The sequence below is a fragment of the bacterium genome (assembly GCA_019695335.1).
In the GTDB taxonomy this organism is placed as follows: Bacteria; CLD3; CLD3; order SB21; family SB21; genus JABWBZ01.
Genome location: JAIBAF010000017.1, coordinates 42799 through 58425 on the forward strand (window position 1 = coordinate 42799; position 15627 = coordinate 58425).

The window sequence follows — 15627 nt, forward strand, 5'->3', positions numbered from 1 at the left end:
TTCTTTTTTACCGCACCACCGCAAATTTCCCGCGCTTCTTTTGTTTTTCCGATTCGACTATGTAATAATAAATTCCACTTGGAACTTTATTACCGCTACGGTCTTTTAAATCCCATAATACTCCGCCATCCTGATCGGTTTCTTCAAGCGTGTTAATATAAACACCGTTGAGTGAATAAATTTTGATGGTCGCCGTCGGAGTCAGATTAGCGAACATCATTCCTTGCGGCGCTTCGTCCGGACGATAAGGATTGGGATAGGTAAAAACATGATCAAGAGTGTTCTGAGTTAAAACAATCGAAGAAGTATTGCCTTCCGTTTCATCCAAGATGCTTCCGGATTCAGCCATCAGATTCTTTACTTTAATAATGTATCGAATTCCAATCGCACCGATTGGATGACTTCCGGTAATTTTAATATGAACAGTTTTAGGATTTACCGCATCGATGGCGGCCTCGGTTGTTTGAAAATCCGGTTCGACGCTGTAGTTGATAATATTTCCGGCTGATGCCGATGTAACCGCTTCGCTAAAATAAAGATCGATGGAATTATTTCCGAGGTATATGGTTTTTTCAAGAAAAAATTTCGGAGTGGCTAGCGGTATCGTAATCTCTATAGAATGAAGCGTAGTATCAATCGGTGTACGGTCAGTGTCGGTAATATCGTTAACCGTAAGCCAGTAATTGCCCGGTGTGATTGACGGGAATGTCAATAAAACCTCTTCGCCGTTTTTTTTCGGGAGAGCTGTCATTGGAAATCCAACCGAATTCAATTCGTACGATCCGACGGCGGTTAATTTATTGACGTCCATTTTTTCAGAAAATTTTACGATAACATGTTCACGGCCGGAAGCTTGCGCGCTCACAATATAAGGTTTTCGATTTGGGCGTACGGTTTGAACGGGACTCAGATCGCTTTCGATTCCACTAACTATGGCTGTTATACCATAATAATATAGCTGATTGATTGTCACACTGGTGTCAAGGGTATCGGTATGCACGGCAGTGACATTGAATGCAAATTCCATACTGTCCAATGCCGTTCCACGATAAATTTTGTAAAGTTCTGCCGAAGGCGATGCATTCCATGAAAGTAACACCTGAAACGTATCCAACGGAGTAGCGGCAAAAGCGGACGGAGTTTGCGCAGGATTGATCAGTCCATTAAGGCTGTAGGCAACTGTTTGATGTCCGTTATTAAAATAAATTTCTTTGATCGAATCGCCATTCATATCATCAATTACAACGGTGTTGCTGCGCGTTTGAGTCTGCCAAATCGGTTCATAAGTTTGAAGAGTTGAGTTATAGCTGAGTACATACAAATTGGGATACAGGCTCAGAAAAATTTCCGCTTTGCCATCACCATCGATATCCGCTGCATTGACGCCGCTTTGAAAGTCGGTTAGTGAACTGAAGCCGTAAAAATTTTGCTGCCATACAGGTTCGTAGATATTATCGCCGGTTGATTTGTAAATCACAAACGTCCAATATTGCTCGGCAGCTTGCGATTCACTAAGAAACGGCAATGTGTGCGTTCCAGCAATAAATTCATCTTTTCCGTCGCCATCAAAATCAGCGGCCGCTGTAAATCCGTTAACATCGTACAGAGGCAGAGATTCTTGCCATGTTAAATCCAGGTTCTGGCCGTTTACTTCATAAATGTAAACGTCGCCGTCAAAATCTCCGAACAACAAATCTTTTTTCCCATCGCCGTCAAAATCGCCAACAGAACAAGACGGAATAGCAATAAAATTATCGCCATTGGTAGGATTATTCAAAGTTGCGGTTAATTTCCATTCATCGCCGCCGGAGTCCCGGTAGATTTTAAAATTTTTTCCGTTTTTGACGATCATTTTGGTGTCATTATTACTAAAAACATCATCAAATCTGACGCCCCAGAAATCATTGTTATCGCGAAACGGGATAGTATTCGGCAGTGAATCCGGATGGTTCGATGTTATAATAAATGTCTCCGCGCCGGCGCCTGTTAAAATTTTTCCAATACCATTTGCGCGAAAGGCATCACGAGGAATTCCGTTGAAGTCGTAGCTTTTTTTGAGTCTGAATTTTCCAGGATAAATCGGATCAAATTCAAAAATTTTGACTTGTTCGAAACCATGATTCGTATTCAGAGCATTAACAACTAATTCTTTTTTTCCGTTACTGTCAAGATCGGTTGTATGATCGAGTAAATACGATGACGGGAGTTGTATTGAAGTATCCTGAACAAAAGTAAATTGTTCAATAGGTTGGTCATCAAGCAGAAGTTCGTAATAAGCGCCGGCATTATTGGCTAAAGTATTCATCCCTGCGGCATTGCGTGCTTCAAGAAAAATATCGAAATGACCGGACAAATACTGATCCGGAATGAATACAATGTGTTTGGTTGAAAGCGCATTGATGGGAATCGGTTTGAACGGTTCAACGGTATTGTATGAGCGATACCAAACTGTCGAGGCGCACGGGTCGTCAGTCTGAAATTCGATTAAATAACCGTGACCATTTCCAAAAATCATTTTTTTTATGACAATTTCGGAAATTATTGGAGCCGATCGATCAATAAAAAAACGCGAACGATCTTCGACAATGCTGCCGTCTTTATTTTCAATCACAAGACGTAGACTGTATGGTCCTTCGGCGAGCGGTTGCATATGGAGTGCGGCAAGACGTGCGTTGACTATTTGATGGTTTTCTGTGGTTTGCAACAGAATCCAATTCGATGGGTTTGAGCCGACGCCGTAATAAACGGAATATCGTTTTAAAAAAGCGCCGGAAGCGGTTCCGACAATTGCAAGCGTATCGGCAGCAACGCCTTGATCGGTTGCCGGAAAATTGATGCGCGCAATCGAAGCGTAAGCAATCTGTAACGCGCGAAAAGCGTTGAGCCGTCCCGCGCCGTAATATTGATCCCAGCCATTTTCACCGATATCATCCGCGGAAGTTTCAACGATGGATTTGATTTCTTCAGCGTTAAATTCCGGATGATGTGAAATAATCAATGCGGCAAGCGCAGACACCAACGGTGCACTGGCGGATGTTCCGGAAAAATAAGTATAACCGCCTCCGCGGGACGTAGAATAAACATTGACACCGGGCGCCGCGATATTGATCGAGATACCATAATTGGAAAACGATGCGAAAAAGTCGTCCGGGCCTGTCGCGCTGACGGAAATCGTTTCATCGAAACCGGAAGGATAGTGATAAGCGGACGAAGCATCGTTCCCGGCGGATGCGACCATCACGACGTCGTGTTCGTAGGCGTATCGAATCGCATCGCGCATCAATGGGGAAAATTCTTTGTCGCCAAAACTCATATTGATGACGCGAGCACCGTTATCGACGGCATAAATAATTGCCTGCGCGACGTCGTCTTCCTGCAGAAAACCGGAAGCCGATCCCGCGCGCAGAGGCATTATGGTACATCCGTAGGCTAATCCGATGACGCCCGTATGATTATTGCCTTCCGCACCTATAATACCGGCGACGGCGGTTCCATGACCGTTATCGTCAAGCGGATCGTTGTCGGGCTCCAAAAAATCGCCGTTGTCGGCAAATCCGGGAGCGTCCACAAAATCCCACCCCCGCCAATCATCGACATATCCATTGCCATCATCATCGATTCCGTTCGTACGGCGGTCATGACCGTTAGGATCCATTCCCGTTTCACCGGAATTGTGCCAAATCTGATTGGATAAATCCGGATGCTGGTAATCAATCCCAGAATCAATGATGCCAATCAAAACATCGCGGGATCCTTTTTGTAAATTCCAGGCATCCATTGCCTGCACCAACTTAATCCAATACAAGCTATCGACGTGCGTATCATTCGGTTTAACGGCATCGGAATTAAATGAATGGTTGATTGCAACATAGTCTACGTTGGGATCGGTTTGATAACGACGTAAAGCATCATTCAATGCATCCGAATCGTCGAAATCAACGACGTATACGTTTTCAAAACGATCCTGAACAGCCGATTTTTTTAATGCGGATTGCCGCGAAGTTCCGGTAAATTTTTTCACTTTGAAAGACGTTTTGGATAAGGCTTGACTGGAATTGAACGTTGGGCGGAAGGATTCAGGAATTGCATCCGATTTGAATTTGACAATGATAGATGTGGATGGTCTCTCCTGCGAAAATCCAGTAGGGCAAATAACTGCGATTAGAAATAAGATTAAAATAAATTGCATACAACGGGCAAATTACAAAAAACGTTGTCGTGAGTCAAAGGAAATCCCCGTTTTTACTTGAAAAATGAGGCTTGAACCGGTATATTGGTGCCCGTTTTTCAGTCGCTGTCATTGAATATTCAACGAGGTTTCATGCATTTTGAATCCAGCGATCTGGTTACGATTGCGTTATTAGTTCTTTTGGAAGGTTTATTAAGCGCCGACAACGCCATCGTTTTGGCCGTATTAGTCATGCCGTTGCCGCCGGATCAACAAAAAAAAGCGTTGAAATACGGTATTATCGGTGCGTTTGTTTTTCGCGTGATTGCCGTACTGCTGGCCGTTTACCTCCTGCACTTTCCCATTGTAAAAATTATCGGCGGAGCCTATTTGGTTTATCTCGCTGCCGATCATTTTCTTCGGAAACATCCCGATCAACAGGAACGGCGACCTACCGCTAAGAAGTTTTTCGGACTTTCGGCATTCTGGAGCACGGTCATTGCTGTCGAATTAACCGATATTGTTTTCTCGGTCGATTCCATTCTTGCGGCTGTCGCGCTTTCAAATAAACAATGGGTGGTTATTACGGGAGGAATTATCGGAATTATTACCATGCGAATGGTTGCCGGAGTTTTTTTACAAATTATTAAAAAATTCCCGAAATTGGTTGATGGAGCTTATGTCATTGTTTTTTTTATTGGCGCGAAACTTTCGGCGGAATATTTTGATTTCGTAATGCCCAAGTGGATTACGTTTGGCGTTATCGGCGCCATCATTCTGATCAGTATAATCATGTCGATTGCTGAAGGAAAATCAGAAACGGACATTTCAAATAACAGGAGTTAAATATGTCGGCTTTTGTGCACACTATGATCGGTATGCTCGCATGGATGTGGATTTCAAGTTGCAAGCAGGGCAATGATCAGGTGCTTGTTAAAATTGGCAATAAAGATTCGATTACAATTGCAGAATTGAATGAAGCACTGAAATTTGCCTACGGCGATGATGCCAATAAACTGTCGCGTCTAGATAAAAAAAATCTCATTACGAAATTGGCTGACAACCAATTGCTTTTTATTGGCGCTTTCGACAACAACCTGATCCAGGATTCTGTATTTCAATTCGAATTGAACCGGACTAAAGAAAACATTATACGCCAGGCCGCGCTTGAAAAATATGTTTACAGTTTTTTTATCAATGATCAGTCCATTTCAACTTTAGAACACAACTATGGTACATCGATCGATGTCCAACATCTTGTTATCGGTTATGCGACTAGCAAAGATTCAAAAATCCAACGATCTAGAACATCGGCTAAATTGCTGGCGGATTCAATTTTTTCCATTGCTTCGCTCCAAAAATTCAATGCATTGATCGAAACGTTCTCGGATAACAAAGATAACAAAACCGGTAAAGGCAATATTCGCGCTCAGCGTATATCTCCCGGCAAGGTACCGTTTATATATGAACAGACTGTTTTTAATAGCGAACCTAATACTATCACGAAACCTATTGAAGTACCCGGAGCTTTTGTTATTGCAAAAGTAGTCAACGTTTTTAAATCCGGTCAGAAAAACGAACAACTCTCCCGCAAAAAAATAGCTTTCGAATTAAGAGAAAAACTTGAAGTTTCTGAAAATTATTTACTGATCAATCGTTACACTATGTTCACCGACTCTCTTCAATTGAACAGCAATGTAAAATTCAATGATGTTCAGATTGACAGTTTTATAAATCTCATTGGCGAAAACGACAACACCTCATCTTTACGCGGCAAAATTACTGCTGATAAGATCCTTGTCACTTTCGGAAACGATCGGGATATTACTGCGTTGCAATTATTGAATTCGTATAACGCCGATGCTCAATGGAAAAATAGTAGCCGTAATCTTATTGTCGACCGTTTGAAACAAATGGTCAAGGATGATCTTCTAAAGGCGGCCATCAGTAACGAAGGGTTTTTGGAATCGGATGAGTTTTATTTTAAAACACGCGAATGGTCAAGGCAATTTGCGATGGAGATTTTGAAGGGTAGCATATTGGCTTATACGAATAAAGTACCGGTGGAGGAATTGCGCCGTTATTTTGAAGATAACCGGGAGCAGTTTTCGTCGCCGGGCGACATGAAAGTATTGGAAGTATATTCAAGCCAATTTAATGCTCTCGATTCCGTTGCCCGATTGGTTGAAGACAAAGTCGATCTGGTCAAAGCGGCCGAACAGATCAACGGCAAAAAGAAAGACAGGATCATTATGATCAAAGATCCTTCTAACTATCCGGATAATCAGAATGATGAACTTGTGAAGAAAGCCTTGAGCTTGAAGCTGGGTGAAGTCAGTAAGATTTTTCAGCGAAAAGACGGTGGTTATTCTATGATCAGGCTGATGGAAAAAAATGAAAAAAAATCACAACCGTTTGATTTGATCAAAAATCAAGTCGAGCGTTCGTACCGTGATAATCAGCAAAAAAAATTAACAGAAAAATTTTTGCATCAGCTTAAATTAAAATATCCTGTAGTGGTTTACGAAAGTAAATTAAAATGAAACGACGGGTGGTATGGTGTTTGGCTATTGTTGTCATTGCTTGCAGTGAAGCCAAGCCGGATTACATTGTAAAAGTGGGTGAGACGCTTCTGACGGAAACGATGATCGACAGCGCGCTACGTAATGATGTGCGCGGCCAAACCAACGCACGTGATTTATATATCCAACAATGGATTCAAACGGAGACGCTTTACCAAAAAGCAAAGATGGTTGGGATGGATAAAGACCCGCGGTATCTTCAGCAAATGGCGTTGATTCAAAAAGAATTATTGGTGCAAGCCTTTGTTGAAGGTGAATTGGATAAATCGATCCAGATCACTAAACAGGAAATAGAACAATTTTATCAGGAGCATAGCAAAGAATTTGAAATTCCTGAAGATCAGGTGAAAACGGAATATTTTTTTACGCGTGAAAAGCTGAAAGCTAAAAACCTGGAGCAACAGCTCATTCGTATGGCACGTATTCGGGTGAAGGATTTTGTCGATCTGGTGACGCAGGCGGCTTCGGACAGCGATATTATCGGCGCGACCGAATTTCTTCCGCGCGATAAATTTGAAGAAAAAATAGCCAAATATCTGTTTGCTAAAAACGCTACGGATGAAATTATCGGACCGATCCAAAACAAAAACGGTTATTATACCCTCTGGCATGTGGAAGAAATTCGTCCGAAAGGAGCGCCAAAACCTTTAGCGCAAGTTGAAGGTGAGATCGAAGCGCGGCTCAAAGCCATCAAACGAAAACGAAAAACAGAAGAATTGGTCAAGAAGATCAAAAACGAAATCCCCATCGAATATAATACGCCTCTTACTCCCTAATCTTTAAATTCTCATAAAATACTGAAACTTCACAAACACGCTTTGTTGTGTTGGGGTCAAACCGTTGTAGTTAGGATAAGGATCGCTCTTACCGCCGAAATGAGCTCCGATAAAAAATACCGTGAACGGATTGATTTTGTAGCTGACCAACGGATCAACGCTGTATGATTTTGATTTCGAATGATCCAGCTTGTATTTTCCGGGTCCTTCGACAATAAAATTCCCATCGTCATCAGTCGCAGATTCATTGGATTCTCTGACCGCATACTCGCCGATAATGCGTAAAAACAAACGGCGGGTGAATTGATAGGCCAGAGTATTTCTGAAAATTTTCTGAGCCGTGATCAGACTGCCACCGTAATGCGTCCAGAGATTGAATTGCCGGTAATCAATTTGATTGGATAACTGGCTGGTCGGCTTAATGGTAATCCATGTCTGGAGATTAAATCCTTTGGCTTTAGCCAAAGGGTTACGCGGATCGTCAATACCCTGGTCGTCGATATTACCTGAACGATTAACATAATTACCATTTTCAGTCCAGACACCACCGTAAAGCTTTTTGTAAATTTTGGTACCAAATTCAAAAGAGAATCGGTGAATATGATTGAATTGACGATCTCTGAAGTTTTCATTGTTGAGTGCAGCAATGCTCATCCAGATGTACGTTTGCTTTTTAAACTGGATAAAAAGCTGCGGATTGATCCACCAGTCTTTTAACTTTCCGTCGTAGTTATATTTCCGGTTGAATTGCAAGCGGGGCTCAACCCGATCGAGCACGGTTGATTGAGGATAATAGAAAGTATAACGCTGATACGAGCCGATTTCGCGGAGGTTGTTCGAACTGATAAAACCGTTTTCCGAACGAAATCCCGGTGAACGGTCATTGTACCATGCAAAAAACCCCCAATGTTTTGCCGTTCTGTCCAAAGTCAGACGAAATAAATGTCCGTCAAAATTTTCACCGTCGAAGTCGCCGGTATACGTTGTGTGGCCTTCTTTAAAGGATTCAAAATCTTTATCGTCTTTGGATAAAAGCGAGTCACTCGATTCATCAGTGTGGCTCATACTTGCTAGAGCCGATAACGTGTATTTGGTACTCAATCGCACTTTAGCATCGAGAGTACCGACGGAATTCGATGCATTCGAAAGCCGGCGATCGGTACCGGTAAATCCGATATACGTTCCAGTGCCGAGCTCGTATTTCGTACGAAGAATATTTGAAACAGAATTTTTGTTCGTAAATAAACCCGGCCCGCTTTCCTCGAATGGGATCACATACTGCGTGCTCTCGTCGTAACCCGAAATATAGCCGAAACTCATTTTTCCCGCTTTTCCGGAAATTTTACCCACTACCAAAGGATCGCTGATCGTGCGCGTGTAAAGTAAATTTATATCTTGATCCACATAAAAAATATCCCGGCCTTCGAGAAAGAAAGGTCGTTTTTCATTGTAAAACAGTGCAAAAGGATTATTCACACTGATCTGTCCGGCATCCGATTCAATTTGACTGAAATCGGGATTATAGGCCAGATCCAAAGTGACATTCGACGTCAGTCCGTATTTGAGATTAAATCCTACATCACCGTCATAGTTTCGTTTATCCCATTTTCCATTGCCATCGTCTTTTTCGATCAATGATTTTTCAGATGTACCGACTGTGTACGGCAGAAATTCAATATTACGGGAAGACGTTTCGGGGATTTTCATTTTAATGTGTCCGGCTTGGGCGTATTGATTGCTGATATCGCGCGACGTTGCCATCCAGGAATACACATAACGGCTTTCGCGAGGATAGATTCTATAAAAATGAATCAGCCAGTCTTGTTCCGGTTTATTGGGAAATCGCAGGCTTTTGAATGGGATTTTAATTTCGGCCGTCCAACGGTCATCGTAAATTTTGGCGGCAGATTCCCACACCGCATCGAAGCTGTCATCCTCGTTACCCGTCACGTCAACGCTGAGATCGGCCTGAACACCTAAAGGATTGACGAAAAACTCAAACCCGTTGAGTTGAGCGCCGAAAGGGTCGATATTGAGGCCGACAAAATCGTCTTCATACAACGCGTCACGATCGCTCAAAACCGCACGCAGTTTTCTCATGTCCGGATCATGACAAATAAACGCAATGTACAAATATTTATCGTCATGCGTAATATAACCCTCCGTTACGGCCTTCGGTTTTTGCCGCTCATTGGGATAATTCTCGGCAAAATTGCTGAAGTGCTCCAATTGTAACCATGACTCTTCGATTTCGCCATCAATGACCGGTGATATGGCCGCTGGCTGAACATTAATGGTCAAGATAGGATTCGGAGCGAAAGTTTTCGATTCATCGGAAATCTTGGCGGATGCTAATGTTCCTGCCTGAATATTGGCAAAAAGCTGAAACGGCATGACGAGCAGCAGCAAGATCAACAGACTGATCAAAATTGATATTAAAAATCTTTCGCCATAGGGCAAACGACCCAGAAACTCATACGCATGTTTCATTGACAATTCTCTCCATGGTGACAATCGACGATTTCAAAAACGATAAACTATGATTGATTCTAAAACAATAGCCAGTTCATGGCAACAGGGTTGAAAATTTAAAATTTTGATCGATTAAAACAATCCGAAAATTGCCGTATTTACGCAAACTTTCGTCACTTTAGATAGTGATGATCATTTTACGCTGACTAAGAAACTAAGTTGCAATTATGGTTATTGAATTTTTTTCAACAAATCGTTGAGAATTTGTCCTGTTACGCCCCAGATGATATGTTCACTGTAATCATAATAATGGATTTCATAAATTCGATTTTGAAACATCCGATAACCGATCCTGTGATTGGATTCGATCAACAAATGACGCAACGGAACTTCAATTAATTCAGCCGTTTCGTGAGGATTAATTTTAAATGAATAAGGATATGGAATAGTACCCACAAAAGGAGTGACCCGGAAGCGAGTCGGTGTAAACATATCATCCAATTCGGCCAAGATATTCACATGGGATTGGTCTAGTCCAATTTCTTCTTCCGTTTCACGCAAAGCGGTATGGCGTAAATCCGGATCATTGGGTTCGTACGCACCGCCGGGAAATGAAATTTGGCCTTTATGATGCCGTACTGTTTGCGTGCGTTTTGCAAATAGCAAAAACGGCTCGCTGTTTTTTTCATAAAAAGGGATCAGCACGGCAGCAGGTACAAAAGAACCTAATTCCAAAGAAGCTTTATGACGGATGGATCGGATACGCGATTGATAGATTTCAAAAGAAGAATCGGACGGCATACTTTATTTTTCTAATAATTCGATTGCACGCAGTATTTCGCCGACGCTCCAGGCTTGGGCAATACAACCTTTGGGGAAATGCGGCGGATTGCCGTCATAAATTTCAGAAATCGTTCCGATACCGGCGTCGTTGAGTTGAGTGATGAAAGGCTCAATCAGCGTGCGGGCTAATGTTTTGGCCTCGTCACAGTTTGCGTTTGTTTTTAAATAGGCTTCGATGAAAGCGCCCAATAGCCATGGCCAAACCGTTCCTTGATGATAGGCTAAGTCACGATGATGAACGTCCCCGGCATATACGCCGGTATACGACGGATGCGATGGAGACAAAGTGCGTAATCCAAACGGTGTAAGAAGCTCTTTCTGAACTTTTTCAATGACCAATTTACTCCGGTCCGTATCGAGAAGCGTGAAGGGCAGGCTAATTGCAAAAATTTGATTGGGACGGATGTCGGTATTTTTTTCAGTGTCATTAATATAATCGTATAAATACCCGCCATCCGAAAACCAAAACTGTTCATTAAAACTTTTTTTCGTTTTTTCAGTCATCGCTTTATATTTTTCGGCGTCGTTGCTACGGTTCAAAGCTATACTTACTTCATGCATAATGCATAGTGCATTGAACCAAAGCGCATTGATTTCAACACATTTACCAGCACGCGGCGTTACGACCCAATCGCCGACTTTGGCATCCATCCAGGTAAGCTGCACGCCGGCTTCACCGGCGAAAAGTAATCCGTCGTCACTCATTTTAATATTGTAACGGGTGCCATGGACATGCCAGGCGATAATATCTGCGAAACGTTCGTATAAAGCCGTGCGGATCAGATCATCATCACCCGTAGCCTGCCAGTAACGATAAGCCGCAACAAAAAACCATAATGTTCCATCGACGTTATTGAATTCCGGGGTCTCATCGAGATCGGGAAATCGGTTGGGGATCATGCCTTGGGAAATGTATTCGGCAAACGATAGAAGAATCGCTTTGGCAACATCATACCGCTTACAGGTCAATGCCAAGCCCGGCAAAGCAATCATCGTATCGCGGCCCCAGTCTCCGAACCAGTGATAACCGGCGATGATCGTATGCCGATTGCCCGAGCGTTTTACCAAAAATGAGTCCGCCGACAACGCCAGCGATTGTGCCATCGGATGCCGTAATGGGAAATGTTCGATATAGGCCTTACGTCGTTGAATTTCATAGTTCAGCAATTGTTCGATGTCTTTGGATTTCAGAGAACTTGCTCGATTGGTTTCACTGGTCACCAAAATATCCAGCGATTCTCCGCCATGCAAAGTCGCCGATAGAATTGCGTGGCTGAAGAGATCTTCGGTAAAATCCAGACCGCGTTCATGCTCTTTCCGGTATTCAGCATTTTTGTACCAGAAAAATTTTGGTTCTACCGAACCGGTATTATAATGAAAAGACAATCGCGGCAATCCCTGATAAGGCTGGATCGAAAACTGATACGCGCCGACATCGGTATTTTTGTTAATGTTGGTGTTTTCTTTGGATAAACTGTGATAGTCACGGAAAGCGCATAACGGGCGAAGCAATAATGTAAACGGCTGATCGGCTTTGAGAACCCTGTACCGCAAGATGGTTGAATTCTCGCCATCGATCATCAGGATACTTTTTTCAATGATAATGTCGTGTACACGGTATGTAATTTTCGGACAAAGATCGTATTCGAAATAATCGATATTCTTGTGGCCTTCAGGGAAGATGATGAACGGGTATTGATTCGTAGACAGTTCATGTGTTTTACCGTTAAAATTCAGGCTTTCTTCCATTTTAGAAAGAAGAACATACCGATGGGTTGGCGGACGGAGCGAGGCGACCAGCAGGCCGTGATAGCGCCGTGTATTAGCGCCAATCACAGTAGAGGAAGCAAATCCGCCGATGCCGTTGGTTTCAAGCCATTCCTTTTGAGTGGCATAATAATAATCGGCGCAGGTTTCCTTCGGGATTTTGAGAGGTTCCATAATTAAGAAAACTAATGAAAAAAGAATGTCAGTTCGAGCGGAGTCGAGAACTGAATTTTAATTATTATTTTTATCAGCGATCAATTTTATATGTCACTTCTCGACAAGCTCGAAGCGACAGTTATCAGTTTTTAGTGATCAAAAAAACATCCGGCCATTTTTAATCACATGCTCAGCGTGATTCTGTCCGAAATTATAGGGTATATATTTAAAATTCGGCACACGAAATAAAACTAAATCGGCTTTCAATCCCGAAGCGATATTGCCGATATCGGTTCGATCCAACGATTGCGCAGCACTGAGTGTAACGCCTTGAATAGTTTCCGCCGGAGACATTTTCATTTGCGTGCATGCAATGGACATGATCAGTTGTAAATTTTGAGTCATGGACGAGCCGGGATTAAAGTCTGTCGCCAGTGCAACCGGAATTCCTGCTTCGATCAGTTTTCGTGCCGGAGGGTATTGCATGTTCAGGAAAAACGAACATCCCGGCAAAAGTCCTGCAACTGTTTTTGAATTTTTTAAAGCGTCAATACCGCGATCGGAAATATGTTCGAGATGATCGGCTGAAACGGCGCCCATTTCGGCGCACAATTCAGCGCCGCCGGTGTTGGTCAATTGATCGGCGTGAAGCTTGAGTTTCAGTCCGTGTTTTTTGGCGGTCTCGAAAATCTTACGGGTTTCATCGATGGTGAATACGTTCGTCTCGCAAAACACGTCGCAAAATTCAGCTAATTTTTTTTCAGCGACTGTCGGGATCATGTCTTCGCAAACGAGTTTGACATAATCGTCGCGTTTGGATTTGTATTCCGGTGGAACGCTGTGTGCGCCCAAAAAAGTTGCGTGAATGTCCATCGGGGTATGTTCGCGCAGATCACGAATGACTTCAAGAATTTTGATTTCATCCGCTGGTGATAAACCGTAGCCGCTTTTGATTTCAATCGTTGTAATGCCGAATTGCAGCGCTTGTTCGAGTCTTTTCTTTCCTAGTTGAAGCAGTTCCTCTTTCGAAGCCTTCCGTGTGGCGCCCATCGTATTTAAAATGCCGCCGCCTTTTTGAGCGATGTCGGCATACGTTGCGCCGCCGAGTTTCATTTCGAATTCATCTTCACGCGAACCTGCAAATACCGTATGCGTATGCGAATCGATCAGTCCCGGTAAAACTACGAAATCTGATGCATCAATGACGGTTGCTGTACCGGCGTCAAACTGTTTATCATCTCCGATGCCGATGATTTGCGAGCCGCCGCAGGCAATGGAAACGTTTTCAAGGGTTCTAAATTGTCCTTTATCGAACGTAACTACCTGATGTGCATTTCGGATAAGTAAATCTGTTTTCATGGAGAACCGTTCCATTGGGTTGGCTGCGCAAATTACACAAAAAGCTCAAGCGGCGCAATGAAGATTTTAAGGCAAAATGCTTTGCGCGAAAATTGACTATGATTTTTTTTTTCATTACGCTACTGGGATGTAATTAGATAGCCAGTGGCGTTACAAATAGTGAATAAAGTAATATGAAAATAATTGATGAGTTACTGGACAGAATTGGTATAGATAAAATCTATAATTATATAGAGCAAAGTATGCTATTTTACGTTAGTCCTACGCGGTATTATTTGAACTTGTATTCACGCGAACGGCAAGAACAATATTTACAAATATTATTACTACTTGGGATGTTATCATTATGTGTTTTACTTTTTTCAGAGCAGATTCAGCTAAAAGAAATTACAAGAGTAGTGGTTATTGACTTAATAATAACAATCTTTTCTTTCTTACCATTGGCAATTGCGGTCAGAGTTGTAAAAAAAATATGTCACCAACCTTTTGATTTAAGTAATGTTTTCGTATTTGTAATAACATCAAAATATCAGCTTGTTCCTATGCTCGTAATACCTCTGATATTGTATCGCAAATTAGAAAATTATAGTTTTTATTTCATTGGAGTATTAATTTTTTGGTTTATGTTGTTTTTCATATTCATTTTCTCTGGAAGAGTGTTCTTTTCTAGAATTAGGTATATGGCGCTAAATTTCATTTTGGCATTTATTTTCTTTAATGTATCTCTTATTCTAATTGATCTAATTAACATTGATAGCCGGCCTGTATACACAGGAAGTTGATTATTGATGATCCAATAAAAAATGAGCTTTTCTTACAAACAAAAAAAATGGTTTCGTTGAGCAAAGTACCTACATCTAAAATAGTAAGAGAAAGTGAAGGAGACAAACTTGGCTTTTATTTGTTCTATAACTTTGGTGATTCACTTTATAGAGGAAATTTTAATGAAACTCAGAATTACATACACGATGTTGACTCAAACATAATTCTTATTCGAGACAGCATTCTACCTAATATAAAATTTACCAGAGTCAAAGAAATATTCAAATCATATGAAGATTATTATCTGTCACTCAGGTTTGAACTAAGAACTTATCCAGTGACATTGGATACTGCTGGGTTATTGGAACATCATACGGAAATTGTAAAAGGATTTGTTTTTAATGATTATGTTTATAAGCCAGATACATTGCTTCTATCTAAGCGGCGAGCTATTGTGTCTAAGCAACTTGAGATATATGATTTGTCATACCGGGTGACTAAATTATATGAATTAGGCGCCATGATATTTCTTTATCCTTATTACTTATATACATTAGTAATAGAGTAAATTGAAAGGGCTAAAAACAAAAAATTTTCTTGCTTTTCGGCACTTCGCACTATATATTTGCACGAATTTAAGCCCTAAATTAATGTTTTTAAACCCTCAAAACACACTAAGTTAAAAACCCAATTCGGTAAGGTAGGTTTGTGTGTTTGTATCCCTTATCGAAGTAACTCTAAG

The 15627-nt window shown here is 41.8% G+C and carries 9 protein-coding genes; 4 read left to right on the forward strand and 5 right to left on the reverse strand.

The window, feature by feature from the left end:
- Positions 1-7 precede the first annotated feature (7 nt).
- Positions 8-4021 carry a S8 family serine peptidase gene (locus tag K1X84_06460; GenBank protein ID MBX7151266.1) on the reverse strand — a complete coding sequence of 1338 codons (4014 nt, stop codon included), beginning with the start codon at positions 4019-4021 and terminating at the stop codon, positions 8-10.
- 300 nt (positions 4022-4321) lie between these two features.
- On the opposite strand from K1X84_06460, the gene K1X84_06465 reads away from it, so the two are divergent.
- From K1X84_06465 to K1X84_06475, 3 genes are read left to right on the forward strand one after another with little or no spacing between them, the layout of a single operon-like run.
- On the forward strand, positions 4322-5014 hold the full coding sequence (locus K1X84_06465) for a hypothetical protein (protein MBX7151267.1): 693 nt from the start codon (positions 4322-4324) through the stop codon (positions 5012-5014).
- A 2-nt stretch (positions 5015-5016) separates the two neighbouring features.
- Positions 5017-6711: a peptidyl-prolyl cis-trans isomerase gene (locus K1X84_06470; GenBank protein ID MBX7151268.1), complete on the forward strand. Its 1695-nt coding sequence runs from the start codon at positions 5017-5019 to the stop codon at positions 6709-6711.
- Entirely contained in the window at positions 6708-7526 is an 819-nt protein-coding gene (locus K1X84_06475; GenBank protein ID MBX7151269.1) for a peptidyl-prolyl cis-trans isomerase, read from the forward strand. The genes K1X84_06470 and K1X84_06475 overlap by 4 nt, the downstream gene beginning before the upstream one ends.
- Before the next feature lie 3 nt (positions 7527-7529).
- On the opposite strand, the gene K1X84_06480 is transcribed toward K1X84_06475, so the two are convergent.
- The 4 genes from K1X84_06480 to hutI form a co-directional block, all read right to left on the reverse strand.
- Positions 7530-10016, reverse strand: a complete 2487-nt coding sequence (locus K1X84_06480; protein ID MBX7151270.1) for a carbohydrate binding family 9 domain-containing protein — start codon at positions 10014-10016, stop codon at positions 7530-7532.
- Positions 10017-10229: 213 nt separating this feature from the next.
- A complete protein-coding gene (locus K1X84_06485) occupies positions 10230-10799 on the reverse strand; it encodes a CoA pyrophosphatase (GenBank protein MBX7151271.1) in 570 nt (189 codons plus the stop codon).
- Between the two features lie 3 nt (positions 10800-10802).
- A complete protein-coding gene (locus K1X84_06490) occupies positions 10803-12782 on the reverse strand; it encodes an amylo-alpha-1,6-glucosidase (GenBank protein ID MBX7151272.1) in 1980 nt (659 codons plus the stop codon).
- Between the two features lie 138 nt (positions 12783-12920).
- The gene (gene hutI, locus K1X84_06495) at positions 12921-14123 is read right to left on the reverse strand and encodes an imidazolonepropionase (protein ID MBX7151273.1); all 1203 of its coding nucleotides are present in this window, start codon (positions 14121-14123) and stop codon (positions 12921-12923) included.
- A gap of 778 nt (positions 14124-14901) precedes the next feature.
- Here hutI and K1X84_06500 point away from each other — a divergent pair.
- On the forward strand, positions 14902-15453 hold the full coding sequence (locus tag K1X84_06500; GenBank protein ID MBX7151274.1) for a hypothetical protein: 552 nt from the start codon (positions 14902-14904) through the stop codon (positions 15451-15453).
- Positions 15454-15627: the final 174 nt, after the last annotated feature.